At 45.4% G+C, this 18679-nt stretch carries 14 protein-coding genes; 7 read left to right on the top strand and 7 right to left on the bottom strand.

Features of this window, described 5'->3' with window-relative positions; all coding sequences use genetic code 11:
- The first annotated feature begins 93 nt into the window (after positions 1-93).
- The 5 genes from OXI21_RS06855 (at position 94) to OXI21_RS06835 (ending at position 4732) form a co-directional block, all read left to right on the top strand.
- Positions 94-486 (top strand): hypothetical protein, encoded by a 393-nt coding sequence (locus OXI21_RS06855; protein WP_279618816.1) that lies wholly within the window; start codon positions 94-96, stop codon positions 484-486.
- A gap of 130 nt (positions 487-616) precedes the next feature.
- Positions 617-1474, top strand: coding sequence for an RNase adapter RapZ (rapZ, locus tag OXI21_RS06850; protein WP_279618815.1), 858 nt, complete (start codon positions 617-619; stop codon positions 1472-1474).
- Positions 1475-1495: 21 nt separating this feature from the next.
- On the top strand, positions 1496-2383 hold the full coding sequence (gene folD / locus OXI21_RS06845; RefSeq protein WP_279618814.1) for a bifunctional methylenetetrahydrofolate dehydrogenase/methenyltetrahydrofolate cyclohydrolase FolD: 888 nt from the start codon (positions 1496-1498) through the stop codon (positions 2381-2383).
- A 139-nt stretch (positions 2384-2522) separates the two neighbouring features.
- On the top strand, positions 2523-3248 hold the full coding sequence (leuE, locus tag OXI21_RS06840; RefSeq protein ID WP_279618813.1) for a leucine efflux protein LeuE: 726 nt from the start codon (positions 2523-2525) through the stop codon (positions 3246-3248).
- A gap of 146 nt (positions 3249-3394) precedes the next feature.
- Complete coding sequence (locus OXI21_RS06835) at positions 3395-4732, top strand: FAD-binding oxidoreductase (RefSeq protein ID WP_279618812.1); 1338 nt, start codon at positions 3395-3397, stop codon at positions 4730-4732.
- Positions 4733-4830: 98 nt separating this feature from the next.
- Here OXI21_RS06835 and hemB read toward each other — a convergent pair whose 3' ends face one another.
- The 4 genes from hemB to OXI21_RS06815 all read right to left on the bottom strand — a co-directional run bounded on the left by hemB (position 4831) and on the right by OXI21_RS06815 (position 11357).
- A complete protein-coding gene (hemB, locus tag OXI21_RS06830; RefSeq protein WP_347815494.1) occupies positions 4831-5835 on the bottom strand; it encodes a porphobilinogen synthase in 1005 nt (334 codons plus the stop codon).
- A 142-nt stretch (positions 5836-5977) separates the two neighbouring features.
- Entirely contained in the window at positions 5978-7327 is a 1350-nt protein-coding gene (locus OXI21_RS06825) for a ferric reductase-like transmembrane domain-containing protein (RefSeq protein WP_279618811.1), read from the bottom strand.
- Between the two features lie 184 nt (positions 7328-7511).
- Positions 7512-9395: an AAA family ATPase gene (locus tag OXI21_RS06820; protein WP_279618810.1), complete on the bottom strand. Its 1884-nt coding sequence runs from the start codon at positions 9393-9395 to the stop codon at positions 7512-7514.
- A gap of 327 nt (positions 9396-9722) precedes the next feature.
- Positions 9723-11357: a Na/Pi cotransporter family protein gene (locus OXI21_RS06815; RefSeq protein ID WP_279618809.1), complete on the bottom strand. Its 1635-nt coding sequence runs from the start codon at positions 11355-11357 to the stop codon at positions 9723-9725.
- 355 nt (positions 11358-11712) lie between these two features.
- Between OXI21_RS06815 and OXI21_RS06810 the strand changes: the two genes are divergently transcribed.
- Positions 11713-12132 (top strand): YeeE/YedE thiosulfate transporter family protein, encoded by a 420-nt coding sequence (locus OXI21_RS06810; protein WP_279618808.1) that lies wholly within the window; start codon positions 11713-11715, stop codon positions 12130-12132.
- A gap of 11 nt (positions 12133-12143) precedes the next feature.
- Positions 12144-12560, top strand: coding sequence for a DUF6691 family protein (locus tag OXI21_RS06805; RefSeq protein WP_279618807.1), 417 nt, complete (start codon positions 12144-12146; stop codon positions 12558-12560).
- Positions 12561-12662: 102 nt separating this feature from the next.
- Here OXI21_RS06805 and nfsB read toward each other — a convergent pair whose 3' ends face one another.
- From nfsB to OXI21_RS06790, 3 genes are all read right to left on the bottom strand, one after another.
- On the bottom strand, positions 12663-13307 hold the full coding sequence (gene nfsB / locus OXI21_RS06800) for an oxygen-insensitive NAD(P)H nitroreductase (RefSeq protein ID WP_347815520.1): 645 nt from the start codon (positions 13305-13307) through the stop codon (positions 12663-12665).
- A gap of 162 nt (positions 13308-13469) precedes the next feature.
- Positions 13470-15092 (bottom strand): GMC family oxidoreductase N-terminal domain-containing protein, encoded by a 1623-nt coding sequence (locus OXI21_RS06795; protein ID WP_279618805.1) that lies wholly within the window; start codon positions 15090-15092, stop codon positions 13470-13472.
- A 195-nt stretch (positions 15093-15287) separates the two neighbouring features.
- On the bottom strand, positions 15288-18629 hold the full coding sequence (locus OXI21_RS06790; protein WP_279618804.1) for a translocation/assembly module TamB domain-containing protein: 3342 nt from the start codon (positions 18627-18629) through the stop codon (positions 15288-15290).
- Positions 18630-18679 lie beyond the last annotated feature (50 nt).

Below are 18679 nucleotides of genomic sequence, written 5' to 3'. Positions count from 1 at the left end.
GATTCGCAGAGATTTTTAAAACCCGATATGATCGAGAGGATTTTCGATCCGTAACACGATCTGCAATACTATTTATAAGATAACCTCAAGGAGATGAAACAGGGCATGGCCACCGAACCGAATCCAAATAAACAGCTCTTGGCACAACCGAAAAATCATTATGATTATGACGGGATTTTTGGGCAATGGGTCTGGTTTCCGTGGCAATTTCATCTCGGCCTTGCGGTCCTTGCGTGGCCATTTTTTCTCTGGCTGTTTCCCACCTTCCCCTTTGGCAAAGCCCATCTAAATGCCTTTTATAAAGAGTATGCCGTTTGGATTGCGCTCACCTTATCGCTCATGTGTGCGCTCACGGCGTTATTGAGCTACACGATGGAAAAAGAAGGGTTACGTTCTCGCGGAAAGCGCGGGAAAAAGCGGGTTTCAGCAAAAGAGATCTTAAAAAAGGCATCCCCGAAAAAACGCTCGTCGCGCGCTAAAAAATAGTCAAATTTCCATCATTTAACTCTCTTAATCTTAAGATAAAATAAATCTTCGGCGACTTACCCTTTAAGGCGAAAGTTGGTATGATGAACGCTTTAATAATCAACGCATCTCTAACTGATATCCCAATACCATGATTCAATTGTTGATTGTCAGCGGTCTTTCAGGTTCAGGAAAATCGATCGCTCTGCAAACGCTCGAAGACGAAGGGTTTTACTGTGTCGATAACCTGCCCTTAAGTTTTTTGGAGCTTTTTTTAGATAAGATCACCGAAAATCACAATATGCGTAAACTCGCAATTGGGCTTGATGCTCGCGGTTTTCCGGAAGATCTCGAGGGCTCGGATGATATTCTCAATCGCATTCGCGATAATCCCAATTTCGCCGTCAAACTGCTCTTTTTGCAAGCCTCCAATGAGGTTTTATTAAAACGATATGGTGCAACCCGGCGAAAACATCCGCTTGCCAATAAACGCCAAGCGCTCCTCGATGCAATTCTCTATGAACGCACCTTTTTAGAACCGATTTTAAAACGCGCCGATGTCATTCTCGACACCTCGTTTTTAAATGTTCACGAGCTTCGCAGCACCCTGATTTCTCAGCTATTAAATCAGCGCAATCGCCTCATTATTCAGATTCAATCCTTTGGGTTTAAAAATGGTCCGCCTTTAGATGCGGATTTTATGTTTGATGCGCGATGCCTCACCAATCCCCATTGGAATCGTGAACTTCGGGATTTTACTGGGCTTGATGAGCCGGTCATCGAATTTTTTAACACCAAAGCGGATATCCTCGATTATTACCAAGACATTCGCCAGTTCTTTTTCAAATGGATTCCCACCATTGAGAAAGGCACGCGCGCTTATCTCTCCATTGCCATCGGCTGTACCGGCGGGCAACATCGCTCCGTCTATCTCGCAAAACGCCTGCATGATGAGCTAAGCGAACACGATTATTTAGTCACTCTCAAACACCGAGAGCTCTCCCGTTAAACTATATAGGAAGGAACCCCCATGGCGACAATTATTGATGGAAAAGCCTTTGCAGCTGATCTTCGTGAAACCCTTAAAACCCAAGTGGCCGAGCTTGAAGCAAAGCACTCGATCACGCCCGGTCTATCGGTGATTTTAGTGGGCGAAGACCCTGCGAGCCAGGTCTATGTACGCAATAAAGAGAAATTTGCCAAAGAGTGTGGCTTCAATTCAGTCACCTATCGTAAACCAGCGGATATCACCGAAGAAGAGCTCTTAAGCTTGATCGATGATCTCAATAATGATCCGAGCGTTCACGGGATTTTAGTGCAGCTTCCGATCTCAAAACACCTCAATGAAGAGCGCGTGTTAAACAGTATCGATCCACTTAAAGATGTCGATGGCTTCCACCCGATCAATATCGGCCAGCTCTCCATCGGTAAACCCAATTTAATTCCCTGCACCCCACTTGGCTCACTTCTGTTACTGCAAGATAAATTAGGTAAAGATCTTTCTGGCAAACATGCGGTGATCGTTGGGCGTTCAAACATCGTCGGCAAACCAATGATGCAGCTATTACTGTCGCAAAACTGTACGGTAACCGTAGCGCACTCACGCACCAAAAATACCAAAGAGCTCTGCCAAGCGGCGGATATCGTCGTGGCGGCTGTCGGCGTGCCGGAACTCATTAAAGGCGACTGGATCAAAAAAGGCGCAACCGTCATTGATGTGGGCATTAACCGCATTGAAACCGCTGAAGGAAAAACTCGTTTAGTGGGTGACGTTGAATTTGCAGGCGCAAGTGAAAATGCAGAATTTATCACTCCTGTTCCCGGCGGCGTTGGCCCGATGACAATCGCGTGTCTCCTTCGCAATACCGTCACCGCGATGTGCATGCAAAATAAGATCGACGATCCTAACAAACTTTAACCCTTATTTTCAAAAAAGTTTGCTAAAATAGCCGTTATAACGATTACAAAATACCGAGGAGAGCCCTAATCCGCTCTCCTCTTTTTTATCTTCGATTTATTCTATTAAATCTTGTCATTAGGTGAGCATTCCGCAAATTATGTTTGAAAATTTAGGCATTTTTGATATTGAGCATTACGTTTTAGCCGCCCTTGCGATTATTTTAGTCCCCGGCCCCAATTCGATTTTCGTTCTCACCACCGCGATAAAAAAAGGGGTTAAAAAGGGCTATCAAGCCGCTCTGGGCGTCTTTTTTGGGGATTCGCTCATTATGCTTGCGGTCTATATCGGCATTGCTGCCTTTATCAATGAACACCCTGAGCTCATGCTAACGCCGATGCGCTACTTTAGTGCCGGCTTTCTCTTCTTTTTAGCCGCGCAAATTCTCTATGGCACCTATGGAAAATCTTTCTTAGAGCGCCGTAACAGCGCAAAAATCCCGTCAACTGAGATTCCCGCTGACAATCCTAGTAATCCTGATAATCGCTCAGAACTGCAATTTAAAACCCTTAACAAAGAACGCAACCCCTTTCTAAAAGCGGTATTACTGAGCCTGACTAATCCCAAAGCACTGCTCTTTTTCTTTGTCTTTTTCCATAAATTTATCGACCCCAGTTTCACCCCAACCTATCTGCCCTTTCTTATTTTAGCGTCGATCTTGATGCTCATTAGCGTAAGCTATCTCTCAGCACTTATTTTTGGTGGCTCGGCATTAATGCAATTTGTTAAGGGACACGCGTGGCTTGGAACTGTTGGCAATACGCTAGTAGCGCTCATTTTCTTGCTCTTTTCGTATCAAATTTTAACGACTCATCTAGTTGTGTAAACGGGATTAAATTTTATTAAAAATCATCAAGATAGTCTATTTGCGCAAAACTTGACGCATCTCGCACTCTTTAATGACAAACCTTCCTAAACGTGAATATAATGAATCCTTACCGCTCCCATTCACCCGCGTAAAAGGAATGATTCATGAAGACCATTAAGCGCTTGCCTCGCCTCGATGGAAAAATTGGCTGGGTTCGCACCTCGCCCTATCACAATCGCAACAGTCAAACCGCTCGATTTGAGAAGCCCAAAGGCCTTAAATCGCCGTACGATTATGCGATTATTGGCGCGGGATTTACCGGGATATCGCTCGCCATTGAGCTTGCGAAACGTGAGCCGGAAGCGTCGATTTTACTGCTGGATGCGCTTCGCGTTGGTGAGGGGAGTTCTGGGCGAAATGCAGGGTTTATCATCGATGTACCGCATACCTTAAAGCTCGATCAAAAAGCGCTTGAAAAGAGCTCGATGATTCACCGCTTAAATCTCTTTGCGATTAAACGGCTCGAATATTATAAAAATCTTGGCAAGATCGAATGTGGCTGGCAACAAGCCGGGAAATATCTCGCGGCCCATGAAGAAAAAAATGAACCTCGTCTTCGCCCCTTTATGACAATGCTCGAAAAGCTCAATCTTCCATTTGAATATATTGAGGGCAACAGACTCAATCAGCGGCTCGGCACGAGCTATTATCGCTCCGCCGTCTATACGCCGGATAATATTTTAGTTAACCCTGCGGCGCTCATTCGTGGCATTGCAACGCTCTTACCGGAGAATGTGCATCTGTTTGAAGAGACGCCGGTAACGGAGATCGAATATAATTCACCCCATACGCTCTATACTCGCGCGGGACGCTTTTGCGCCCATGTGATGATCCAAACCAATAGCGGCTATATTGAGGAGCTCGGCAAACTCAAAAATACGCTCGTCCCCTGCTTTACCTATGCGAGCCTGACAAAACCGCTGCCTAAAAGCGTCAAAGAGCACTATTTTAACGCGATCAAACCTTGGGGAATTACCTCCGCGCATCCTGCGGGTACTACCGTTCGGTTTACCCACGATGATCGGATTTTTATCCGCAATAAATTTGATTATGAGCCAAAAATGCGCAGCAGCCGAGAGTTTTTAAAATATGCACGCCACATGCACATAAAAAGTTTTAAAGCCCGCTTTCCTTTTTTAGGTAACCCTGATTTTGATTACACTTGGGGCGGACAGGTAACGCTGACTCGCGACCTTACCCCGCTCTTTACCAAGCTCGATGACAACGTGTATGCCATTATGAGCTGTAATGGCGTCGGCGTCGCACGGGGGACCTATCTTGGCTACTATATGGCCGATCTTTTACACAATATTGAGAGCCCCGAACTGCGCTTTTTAATGAATGAAGGGAAACGAAAACCGATCCCCATTAAACCGCTTACCTCCATTGGTGCCAATCTTCGCTTTTTTTATGAAGAATACAGCGCTCAAGGGGACATTTAACGATTTCCATTTAAACGGACAAAAGAAAAAGCTAAGCCTCTTTGAAAGACTTAGCTTTTTTATGATTCATACAATCGAATATCTGATTATGATTCAGCTTAGTGACTCAAGCTATCGATCTCGCCATTTTTAAGCCATTCTGCCACTTCTTTGGTGTAGTAGCTCACAATCATATCCGCGCCCGCACGTTTAAACCCAATTAAGGTCTCCACCACAATCTGTTTCTCATTGAGAGCACCGGCTTGTGCGGCAAATTTAATCGCAGCATACTCACCGCCGACTTGGTAAGAGGCAAGGGGAAGATCGGTACGCTCACGAAGACGTGCTAAGAGATCAAGGTACGGCGTGCCCGGTTTAACCATTAAGATATCCGCGCCTTCCGCTTCATCAAGTTCCGCTTCAATCATCGCTTGACGACCGTTTGCATAATCCGCTTGGTAGCCGTTACGATTGCCGCTAAGCTCTGAGTTGACCGCTTCACGGAAAGGCCCGTAAAATGCCGATGAGAATTTAATGGCGTGCGCTAAAATGCCCACGTGCTCGTAACCCGCTTCATCAAGTGCTTCACGAATGGCGGCAACCTGCCCATCCATCATCGCTGAAGGAGCTAAAATATCCGCGCCCGCTTTCGCTGCTGTGACCGCTTGTTTGGCTAAATTGGCGATGGTTTTATCATTATCCACGCAACCCTCATGCACGATACCGCAATGGCCATGCGAGGTATATTCACAGAAACAGATATCAGGGATAATCACCATTTCAGGCGCCGTTTCACGGATAGTACGGATCATGCGCGCAAGTAGGCCATCATCATTCCACGTATCACTGCCCTCATCATCTTTATGATGCGAAATTCCAAAAGGCATAACGTAACGAATGCCGAGCGCTTTCAGCTCTAAAATCTCTTTGGCAAGATCGGTTTCAGGATAACGATAGATGCCCGGAAGCGTTTGAATCGCGACCTTTTCCTCTAAATTCTCTTCGATAAAGATCGGAGCGATGAGGTCGTTGAGATCAAAAAAGTTTTCTTGCACCAATTGACGAATCGCCGTATTACGACGCATGCGACGAGGACGATGTAACGGGGTGATGGTTTCACTCATAGTATTCTCCCATAAAGTTCGCGATAAAAAATAACCCCTCTATTATACCCGATAACGCAAAGGGACGGTAACGCTCTTCGCACTTACCGTCCCTTATCTTCGTTTTTAATTCTTCACATTTAAAGACTCATCTCTATTGATCTTATCGCATCGCGAAGTTTTCTTGATGGAAGCGTTTTTCCGTATTAAAGCCTTTACCTTTCAAACCTTGTTTAAGGGCATTAGCAAACCCAACCGGGCCACAAAACCACACTTCAACATCCTCTTTGCCGGTTTTAATCGGTAGTTTATCTGCGGTGAGATAACCCATTTCATCGCTTAAATGCGGGTGAAGCGTTACATTCGGAAGCGAATCACACAGCGCTTCTAATCGGGGTAAAAGATGGGCTTCTGATTCATTTTTAATGCAGTAGTAAAAGTCTACTTTTGGCGCGTGATATTCCGTTTTTCCTTCCACTTCACGACTTAACTGCTCAAGCCATGCGGTAAAGGGCGTACAACCAATTCCGCCGCCGATCCACACTTGATGAGGGCTCGACGCATTTTCTAAAATAAATTCCCCATAAGGCCCTTCCACACGGATCGGATCGCCCACTTTCGCATGGGTAAAGAGTCTATGAGTGCCATCGCCTAAATCTTTAATCGAGAAGCGTACGCAATCGTTGCCACAATCCGCCGATGAGATGGTAAAGGGGTGCGCGCCACTAAAATAACGGTGATTTAAGAATGCGTATTGCCCTGCTTTATGATGCCACTCGCCTTTAAGTTCACAATCGATCTCAATCAGATCATTTTCATGACGGGTAATATTTAAGATTTTTCCTGCATGTTGATGTTTTTTACCGATCCAGCCAAAGAGTGAAATCACTGAAGCCACTACACCCACAACAGTAATCACCGCAAAGAGCCAGCCCACCGGTTGTGTCCAAAAGGTTGGCGGTGAGAGCACAATGGTATGAAACGCGATGGCGATGAAAATAACGCCCATCAATTTATGAGTATAGCGCCAGATATGATAGGGAATTTTACGGCAGAGCGTGATCACAAGAACCGCTGCAAGCACCCAAACCATAATCTCCCCGATATCTTTTGCGTCACCTTTAAACGAGCGTAACCACTCAAAAAACCAAGGAAGATCGATATTACCGCCGGCACCTTTTTTACCGCCTTTCTCAAAAAAGAGGAGCAAAATGCCTTTACTTTCACGAATTAAATAGTGCGCGATCGCAAAAATAATCGCCCAGATTCCCGCCCATTTATGGAGGTGATACATCTTATCGAGTCCATCAAACATCGGCTCGAGTAGTTTGGGGCGAAGCGCCAACACCATAATGAGCCCCATCATCGAATAGGCCAAAATCCCCGTTAAAAAAACGAGCTCATTGCGCATATTCCATACATTCATCTGCCCATAGGGGTAAAGCCATAAATTAATTAGCCACACTCCCACAGAGAGCAGACCAATTCCAACTAACACATTCCGAGTTTTCATAATAAGATCCTTTGTCGACTGCCAAATAATTAATTTCATTTATTTTTGGTATGTCTCTATTTAACCCCATTCAATGTCAATTCCTTATTTTATGGTGTAAAAAAGGATAAATTTCCTTAAAAGATTATTGTTTAAGAATGGTTATCGATCGCATTAAATACCACGATGGACGATTATCCTCGTGTTACCTGCCCCGCGTGACCTGCAATCCCATGCGGTGGAAAATGTCATCAATTTTATTTTTAATCTCAACGGGCGAATCGGTGAGTGCAAACACTAAACTAAAATAGAGCTCGGGGAACATCGATTTACGCAGCGCAATGCGCACCTTTTCCCCTTCATCCCCCAAAGATTTCACCTCAAAAATGCCCTCTTCATTGGCTTGAAAGACATGGCGTTTTAAGGAGAGATCTTGCCCTTTTTGATAATCATTACTAAGGCTCATCAGTAGCAAATTGAGGCGATTGTGCAGCATATGGAGCTCAATATTTTCAGGCTCATCGCCACAATATTGCAGGCAACGAATGAGATCACCATAGTTTTTCTCTAAGCGATTGACCGGAAGCGTCTGAATAAGGCGATATTCTTGATGGGCCCAGAGCCGCTTTTTCTGTACCCTATCCGAGAGATAACAGGACTCAATCTCACCCACACGAATTAAAAATGCCCCGCGTGATTCAAGCCGATCCATACGTTCTTGCATCTCCGTTGAATCCCGTAATAATTCACAAAATGAGACGCGACGAAGCGCCGTTTCAAAACTTTTTAGCTCGTTATAATCAAAGTCCGATTTCTCTAAAAACGCGATTACCTCTAGGGTATTGAGCCGCTCTTGATCAAATTTGGGTTTAAGATAATTTAAAATGGCCCGATAGCGCCCAAAGCTATACGAGTGATTGCGGAGCGCGTTGCGCATGCGGTAATTATCGGGCCACGGCTCGGATAACAGCACCTCGACCGATTTACGAAAGCCTAAATCCCAGCCAAAGACCTCATCAATTTGGCTCGGTTTGTCCACCAACCAGTCGATATCTGCAAGGAGTTGCACCTCTTTATTGATCTCTCTAAAAAAGGCCATCGCCGCGCGAAAATCCTCTTTACTGCCCACGGCAACAATCTCAATCCCGCGGGATTCAAGGTCATATTCAAGCTTTTCCGCAAGCCCGCGTAAAATGAGCTCATCAGTATCCCCTTCCACTAGCAGTATCGTCTTCGCAAAGAGCGCTTTTTTATACTGATAACTGATGCGGTAGAGAAAGGTACTGCCTTCAAATTCAGGTTTCATCTCAGTGATCTGGATCGGCCCTTTGGCAATATTTTCACAAACGCAAAAAGAAGAAATATCCTCTTCTAAATATTTAAGCTCTAAAAATTCTGGCGAATGGGTGGCCAAAATAATAATCTTTTTATTATTGTTCGAACGGGGCTCACCGCACACCGAGCGCATCTCTTGGAGAATAAAATTTTGATATTGCGGATGGAGTGAAATCTCCGGCTCGTCAATAATCAGTACCCCGATCTCATCGTTATAGAGCGCGGTTAAAAGCCCGACAAGGTGCACCAGCCCCGAGGCTTCCTGCCCGATGGTATACCCGAGGCGTTTTTCCGGCTTATCGAGGTGAATCTCATGCTCAAAATTAACCTCTAGTCCATTAATGCCCCAATGCAGATTAATATCGCGCTTAAAACTCTCACGAAGACGCGCCCGCACTTTAAGCTGTACATCGGCCCGCTCTTGAAGGGTTCGATACTCTTCGAGCAGTCCGCGACGCTTGATAATATCATCTTCCATCAGTCGCCCCGATGAGAGAAAGCGCACCTTTTTCCGCCCCATCTCACCGCTGCGTTTTTTCTCCATAAAGGCTGCAAAAAGCCCGCGAAGTAGATGACTTTTCCCCGAGCCATTCGGGCCAACAAAGGTTAAAAAACCATTTTTAGGAATTTCCACATGACGGCCAAATTCAGGATTATCTTTCTCTAAAATGGAAAACTCCATCGCTAGTGGCAACGTCAATCCTCTGTTAGGCTGCCCCTTTCCACGATTGTTCGATTCCTTACTCTTTTTCACCGTCCGCTCCTTATGATTTAAGATGACTAAAATCGTCCGTTCATCGCCTTATTATGGGATAACTTCACACTAACGGCAATAACAAAGCCTTTCTTAAACTTCGCTAATCTTGGATTATCTTAATTAATTCGGCGCTTCATCAATTTATGCGCATAAAAAAGCCCGCACTCAGGGTACGGGCAAAATGATCATATAAGGAGCATGATCTATGATCGAGCAGTCGATCAAGAATCAAGTGTAGCGAACAATTAAGAAAAATCGCAACTATTGTCGCCGCTGATTAATCTTTAATCATTTCCGCGGGCGCTCGCTTACTTTATCGTTTATTCATCGATCCTGATGTTTCTCAAAAAGCATTTCGGCAATGTTATGGGCATGATCCCCAATGCGTTCAAGATTTGAGATCATATCGGTAAATACAAGCCCCGATTTTGGCGTACATTCCCCATGATTGAGGCGATGAATATGGCGTTTACGAAGCTCGCGTTCCATCTCATCAATCGACACCTCAAGCTCATAGACCCGACGCGCCACATTGAGATCTTTATTGCGAAGCGCAAGCACCGCAAGTTCGACTGATTGAATGGTGAGCTCAAACATCTGGTAGAGCTCCTCTTTCGCCTCATCACTTAGGAGCGCATTGCGATTAATCATGTAATCGACCTGCTCGACAATGTTCTCAAAGTGATCGCCAATTCGCTCTAAATCGCACACCAAATTAAGGAGCGCTTGAAGATGATTGGAATCCCTTAACGAGACCGAATTGGGGAAAATTTCCACAAGATAATGGGTAATCTCTTCATCGAGTGAATTGATCACCGACTCCAGTTTACGCGCCGCATCGGCATGATCGATTCCTTCGGTTTTAAGATAAAGGAGTGATTCTTTTAAGCCCGCAATGCTGAGCTCTCCCATATGGATCACCTCTTTACGCGCCTGCCCGATCGCAATGGCTGGCGATTTAGTAATCATCGCCTCATCTAAATAGAGCGATTGTTTTGACGAAGGTTTCTCTTTCGCCTCAGGAATTAAGCGGGTCACAAGATAAGCCCAAACGCCCACAAAGGGGAGCTGAATCAATGTATTGATGACGTTAAAGGTTCCGTGCGCAAAGGCGATCTGCATCTTCGGCTCAAGGGATAAACTCTCCGCAAGCCAGATCATAAAATGGGTAAAGGGAAGGAGGAAAATCATAAAGATCACGGTACCGAGCACGTTAAAAAGCACGTGGACTGCCGCCGCTCGACGGGCTACCACACTTGCCCCAATCGCCGCTAAAATCGCCGTTACCGTCGTCCCGATATTATCCCCAAACAGCACTGGAAGCGCCGCATTTAGATCGATCAGGTTTTCCGCATAGAGCCCTTGTAAAATCCCGATCGTCGCACTCGATGATTGCACAATGAGCGTAAAAATCGTCCCAACGAGCACACTAATCACCGGGCTATGGCTCATCTCGAGCATTAAATCGGTAAATACTGGAAGATGACGAAGTGGCGCAAGTCCACTACTCATGAGGTCAAGCCCGATAAATAATCCCCCGAAACCAAAGAGGATCTGCCCCACATTTTGAAAGGATTTGCGCTTAAAGAAGAAGAGTAAAATCGAGCCCATAAGTAGAATCGGATAGGCATATTCACCAATGTCGATCCCGATAATAAAAGCGGTCACCGTTGTTCCGATATTGGCGCCCATAATCACGCCGATCGCTTGGCGAAGCGTCATGAGTCCCGCACCCACAAGGCCGACGGTAATCACCGTTGTGCCCGAGCTTGATTGAATTAAAACCGTGACGATAATCCCGACTAAAACGCCCATGAGCGGATTGGTTGTGAAGCGGTCGAGAATGGAGCGGAGTTTATTGCCTGCGGACTTTTGCAGCCCGTCTCCCATAAATTTAATCGAAAAGAGGAACAGACCGAGTCCTCCCAAAAAGTGAAAGAGTATCTGCTGCCAATCCATCAATAGTTTCTCCTTAAGGCATTCAAGGCATGAACGAACTCATAAAATAAAGTTCATTATTTTACGATATTTAGAAAAAAAAGTTCTGACATCCATGCGAAAAGCGACGATCTTTTTCTAAATAAATGCATCATTCAAGGCTCTTAGATCTATATCAATCTTATATTGACATCAACTTTAAAAATTTTCAGTAATTTAGCAGGACTTTTAGGGATTTTAATCACTATTTTCGATATCGTTTAAAATATAATATATACTGATTAAGTTTTATAATATAACTGCGGTAATTCAGGATAAAAACGCCGCAAACCACGATTTGAACATAATAATTTAAACGATAAAGGACTGATTGGACATGGATTCGATTTTTTCGCTTCCAGCGCTACTCGGCGGGCTCGTCATCGGGCTTGCGGCAGCGCTCTATTTTCTCTTTTTAGGTCGCGTCATGGGTGTGAGTGGCATTATTGGTAATCTCTTAAGCCGCTGCGGATTTACCCTTTGGCGCTTACTCTTTGTAGTAGGCCTTCTCGCATCCCCTTGGATTTACGGCATGATTACCGAAGTGCCCGTCGCTGAAATTACCGATAACCGCTGGGTACTTATCATTGGTGGATTACTCGTCGGCCTTGGCTCTGCCATGAGTTCTGGCTGTACAAGTGGACATTCAATCTGCGGAATTTCACGTCTTTCGCCAAGCTCGGTGTTAGTGACCATCATCTTTATGGTGGCCGGCGGGATGGCTGTTTTTGTGATTAAACATCTCTTGGGACTGTAGGAGGCTCTACCATGTATGCATTTATTTCGCTTATTTCAGGCATTTTATTTGGACTTGGACTACTGCTTTCCGGTATGGCCAATCCTGCGGTCGTACAAGGCTTTTTAGATATTTTTGACGCATGGAATCCGGCGCTCATGTGGGTGATGGTAGGCGCCCTCTTAGTGAGTTTTATCGCGGTAACCCTCGTGAAAAAACGTGGCAAAACCCTCTTAAATGAACCGCACCATCTTCCAACTAATACCCCAATTAATCGCCGTTTAGTGATTGGTGGACTCACCTTTGGTGCCGGCTGGGGACTTGTTGGCATCTGCCCTGCTCCCGCGCTTGTTCTCGTTGGGCAAGGCATTCCCGAAGGGTTAATTTTTGGCGCGGCTATGATTGCCGGTATGCTCCTTGCTCGACTGCTCCCTGCCAATAAATGTTAATGATTCTTAGGGAAGCGTTTTCAAAACTCTAAAAACAAAAAACTCAAAGTGATTGCAGAAAATGCCACTTTGAGTTTTTTATCGTTTATCGAATCGACCGGATTATAAAATCGTGAAAAGGTCGTCAAATGGGAGACGTGATTTAGGGAGATCTGCGTTGAAATCCTCTTCGCTACGATAGCCAAGCGATGCCACTACGACGCTGTGATAGCCCTTCTCTTTAAGCCCTAAGACCTCATCGAGTTTCTCGGGAATAAAACCTTCAATCGGCGTTGAATCCAGCTCAAGTGCAGCCGCTGCTAAAAGTAGATTGCCAAGCGCGATATAAACTTGCTTTTCTTCCCACTCATAGAGCGCCTCTTTCGTTGTGCGATTGAGCCCCACAAAGAATTTACGTCCTTGATCGTTCGCAGTTTTCATCTCAGGTTCGGGGAAACGTCTGTCCGCATCTTCTTGCTCAATAATCGCTGCTAAGTGATCATCGTTCATCTCATTTTTCGCGCAGAAAATCACCACATGCGAAGCATCACGCACGCGCGGATGATTAAATTCTGAAATGCCCGGTAAAATTCGCTCCTTCGCTTCATCGGATTCCGCAACGATAAAATGCCACGGCTGTGAATTCACCGATGAGGGGCTATTGTGAAGCACATCAAGCAGTTGATCGATCACCTCTTTCGGGATCTTTTTCGATTTATCGTACGCTTTACAGGTGTGACGCTTTTTTGCAATCTCTGCAATATTAATCATGTATGGGTCCTTCGTTCTTAACTCTTTATATTTTCTAATATTGATGCCGACCGAGAAAGCTTAATCCCCGATCGGCCTACTTAAACAATATGGGTATAAAAAACGTTATTTCAAGGAATGAAGTGCAGATGCGAATAATTATTGTTTTTGGATTTACCTTTATCCATGGCTTTTCTCACACGCTTCAAGCAGATATTTAGCCCCGCGATACGCAAGCATAATGGTGGGTGCATTGGTATTTCCGCTGACAATATGAGGAAAGCTCGATGCGTCAATCACCCGCAATCCTTGAACGCCCCGCACGCGTAAGCGCTCATCTAACACCGCCTGATCATCACCACCCATAGCGCAAGTACCCACAGGATGGAAAACGGTGAGCGATTGATTTTTCACAAATTCGGCAATCGCGTCATCATCTTTCAGATCCTCCGCGGTCGGCATCACCACCTCACTGATAATCGCCTTCATCGCTGGCGTTTCAAAAAAACGCATGCCAAACTTCACACTCTCAACCATCGCCTTAAGATCCGATGGCTCGGATAGATAATTACCATAAATCACCGGCAGGTCACTCGGTTTACTGCTGCGTAAAGTCACTTTTCCACGAGACTCCGGATAGAGATGCCCAAGTTTAAGGGTAAATCCTTCAAGAAGCTGATCGGCATCGCCCTCACTCATACCAAAGCTCTCAATTAAGGGAAAGGAGTGAATTTGCGTCTCGCGGCGACCGTCACCATCAAGATCAAAAAATCCGCAACCCTCTAAGATATTTGAAGAGGCAATGCCCCGTTTCGTCAATAACCATTCAAGCCCATTTTTAATCTTTTTAAGCCCTAAACTTTCGGTAATAATGCTGATCGGCTCTTTGAGTAATCCGCGTAAATTGACGTGCAGATGGTCCTGAAATCCATGGCCCACCTTCGGAGAATCAACCACCACGTTAATCCCTAACTTTTCTAGATCCTCTTTCGGTCCAACCCCCGATAATAAGAGCAGTTTTGGCGAGCCAATAGCACCGCTTGATACGATCACTTCCCGTGTCGCGTAGACTGTTTTGCGAGAGCCATTTTCTTCAAAAATCACACCTTTTGCATGTCCATCTTCAATGATGATTTTTTCAGTCATGCACTCGGTAATTAAGGTTAATCGGCGATTGTTTTTCACCCGATTTAACCATGCATAGCTGGTGCTCGCGCGGCGGCCTTTATGCGTGGTGGTTTGGAAAAAGCCCACCGCATCCTCATCTTTACCATTAAAATCGTTCGTATACGGGTAGCCAAGCTCTTGCCCCGCCCTAATAAACGCTAAACTTAACGGATGGCGATAGCGATTTTCCGAAACATATTGATTGCCCTCATTTCCATGATAGGGACCCGCTAACGACTCATTATTTTCAGACTCAATAAAATCCGGCAAAACACTCTCATAATTCCAGCCTTTACAGCCATAACGCGCCTCCCAATCATTATAATCCTCGGCAATGCCGCGCACGTAAGCCATACCATTAACGGTACTTCCACCGCCAAGAATCTTCCCTTGGGGCACCTCCATACGGCGCTGATTCATGAAGGGCTCGGGCTCCGTTTCATAGCGCCACGTGTGATTCATCATCATATGGGGCATTCCGGCAGGAATTTTGGCAAAGAGCGTCTTATCTTTTGGCCCCGCCTCGAGCAGTAACACCGTAATATCGGGATTTTTCTCAATCAGTGTCGTCGCGATCACACATCCCGCCGATCCTGCTCCAACAATAATATAATCATACGTCTGATTCGTACTCATTCCTCTCTCCTTCTCGTCTGTTGTTATTATTTTTTTAATTGCGCTAGCGCTTTTTACTAACTTGTTAGCATTTAATCTAGCACACCTTTTAAAGGGAGCGAAAGCATTTTTAAGACGAAAAAAAGCCTTAACGCCAAAATCAAAAACATGATTCCCCGTTAAGGCTTTTAAATTATTTAATGAGTTATTAACCCACTAAAAATCGCGACTATAAATTAAGTTCACACTTGTGCCGTTGTCGGTGGTAAATTGCCCATCGAGGCTGAAGTATTTACCAAAGCGATAGCGCGCGGTTCCGTAGGCGCCCTCTTCTTCGATGCCCATTCCAAGGCCGAGATAGAGTTTTTCATTAAACTGCTTTCCAAGTCCAAAGGCCATGTTGCCCATGTAATCTTGCGTTAATCCAAGATCGGTCAAGCCCACTTTTTCTGCCATGGTTTCCGCTGCCGGGTCTTCCCCTGAGGCAATTTTACGGAGCATATTAAGCAGCATAAGATTTTCCGTCGGCGACTCAAAGTTTGGCTCACGCCCTAAAAAGAGATAGGAGACAATGGCCAAATCTTGCATCGTCGGCGATGAAAAGAGCGTTAAACGTGGGCGTTTTGCCGTCCCCGTGACCCGTACCCCGACGCGGGTTTTACGCCCTGTGCGATCGACTTCCATTTCACGCGAGGCTTGGAAATCAATCCCGGGATTGGTAATAATTCCGCCTGAAAATTGCACGTGCCCTTTATCGAGAGTTAAACGCTGGCCATAGATGGAGTATTCACCGCTTCCCACCGTGACCATCCCTTCTGCGGAAATTGGGTTAAAGAACTCTTTTAAAATGCGAATATCGCCACTTAAATAACCTAAGAATCGTCCCATTCCAACGGCGATCTCATCCCCAAGATCGACTTTAACATCCATCTTGAGCGCATCCATAAAGGAGCTGCCGCGTTTTGCCCCATTTTTCGAGATAATGACCACATCCGGCGAGGCTGAAATAATCGATCCGCGCCCTGAACTTTCAGAGCTTTCATGGGCGTAGATAAACTTTGGAATCTCAACATTACCCGTCACATAATAACGCTCATTTTCCATTCTAAAACGGACATTCGGCGAGACGTAAGCTTTGATATTACCGGTATTGGCAAGCTCTAAGTTTTTCCCTGACGCTTCCGCGGTTGCATAGAGTTTTTGATAATCGAGATTGCCTTTTAAGCTCAATTTTCCATCGCCCGCGTACAGAGATCCTTGCAATTCCACCTCAGGCTTATCATCTTTTAAGACGCCCACCACGTTCACGCGATGCACTTTAGTATTAAATTTCGGCAGATAAAGCGCGCCATCGCTAATCCCCACCCACGCGTAGAGTTTCGGGTCTTTCAGCGAGCCATAGAGACGCCCTTCGGTATAGACTTTTCCTTTCAGATCTTGCAGGTAAGGCACGATCGGCCCGAGCCACTCAAAATTCGGAATATGCGCAACAACTTGGCCTTGAAGTGAGTTATTCTCCTTCATGACACTCTTAATTTTCGCGCCCCCATCAATTTTAAGATAACTGCCCCAATCAAAATTGATCGCTCCATCCACAAGATCGGGATTTGCGCTTACGTGAATATTGCTCAATTTAAGCGGAATATCGACTTTTCGCCCTTCGAGCATAATGCCCACGGTTCCCTTATCAAGGAAGATATCGGCAATCCCTTTAAAATCCTCTGCCGTTTTATATTGACCGGTAATCACCGCATTGAGACGGGTATCCACCTCAATATTTTCCGGGAGATATTGTTTTAAAAACGCCGAGGACATGTTGCGAATGGTGAGCACGCCAACACTATTTTCAGGCCGGTGCGAGCCCTCCATACAGAAACTAAACGGAAGCTCGGTTAAACAGTAACTACTTAAATAGAGTTCATTGCGATCTGCATAGAGATAGGTAGGCTTTTTGAGGCTGTAATTGCCAGCATAGTTGGAGCGAATCTCCGTTTTATCGATATAAAATGTCCATTTACGCGCATCATTTTCTTTAAGCAGACGCGCAATCCCACCAAAATCGAGCGTTCCAAATTCACTTTGCGTCGTTAGATTAATTTTGTGATTCGTGAGCGCGCCATCAAAGGTGAGTTTAATCTCATCCACAAACTTCCGCCCTTTTGAGATATCGCTCACAGTCAGGACACTATCGAGCTGATGCTCAATGTCCCCAAGCGCATCGAGTTTAACCGATTTAACCACCAGTGGATCACCCTCTTCAGCGGCAACTTTAATGGTATCCAGATCGATAAACGCGGTGAGCATCTTCTCTTCATCGTGGGTCGCGTTCAGTTTTAGATGATCGAGCGACGCGCCAAATCCGGCAAATTTATCAATGGTGAGATCACTTTTCACAAGGGGGCGAAGCAGATAACCTTTTACCTCAAAATCGCCATGGGCACTTCCCTCAATGCGCGGATTAATCTCGTTTAAATTGGGCGCATCAAGGAGCAATTCAGCGTAAAGTTCGAGCGGATGTTGCAGCGACCACGCAGCCTTTAGATCAATATGATTGCTTAAGTTTTTAATCTTCACATTGCCTGAAAGCGCCTCTTGATTGATGATTTTCAGCGTCACATCTTGAAGCACCGGGTCGTGAATAATCTCAAGCCAATCGACGCGGCTATTCATGCGAAATCCGAGCTGATTAATCGGCCCGTGCAGGTCTGAAACCATGGCAAAGTTAAAGTCATTGCCCTCGACTTTCGAATTCATGGCGATCGCACTGAGATTGAGCTGAATCTCATCGGTCTGCATATTGACATCGCCATTTGCATTAATCTCAAGGGGGAAAATAGAATCGCCGACAAAAATATCGCTTCGAAGCCCAAGCCCGCCAATTTCGATCGCTTTCTCATTGTAATGAAGGTCATTAGCAATCAGATAAGGCGACGCAACAGTGAGCTCCTCGCCAATCGCTAAATAGATATCATTCCCGCGAATCCGGTCGATCTCGACGATAAAGGGATAGGCAATTTTAGCAAATGAGAAGGGATAAAAATCACTCTCTGCACTCTCTTCTTTAGGCGACTCTTCACCGCTTGGAAGAATGGGGAGATCCGCCGAATCGATCACCAGCTCATGAATTTTAAGGCGGCGTTTAAAAAGATCGGCCAATTTCCAATCAAGATGAAGATAATCGATGGTGAGTGGAATTTCTTGTGTCGGTAGATAAATCTCTAAATTATGAATCTCAAATCGATCGGATAAGCGCCCTTTCGACTCGCCAATTGAGACATATTCAGGCAGATATTGATTGAGTTTATCGGTCGTAACTTGGAGCCCTTTTTCCGTACCGAGCACAAAATAGAGCACGCCCGCGAGCGCAATAAGAATAAGCAGGATCAATAGCCCGATCCATTTTAAGAGTCGCACCCACCAAGAACGGCGTTTTTTAGCCGGCTTTTTTCCAGGCTGGGTGGCATTTGATTTTCCCGGCGCAGATTTTGTCGAATCTTGCTCGGGCGGTTGCGAAATCTCTAAAGGCGTCTTGTCGTTACTCATTCTCGTGTCACTCATGGGCTCTTTGATCGTGCTTGACTTGTCTACGGGCAATTATAGCGAATTTC

This window comes from Ignatzschineria sp. RMDPL8A, assembly GCF_029815055.1.
In the GTDB taxonomy this organism is placed as follows: Bacteria; Pseudomonadota; Gammaproteobacteria; order Cardiobacteriales; family Wohlfahrtiimonadaceae; genus CALZBJ01.
Note: the sequence above shows the minus strand (reverse complement) of the source record. Positions and strands in the feature narration are given on the sequence as shown.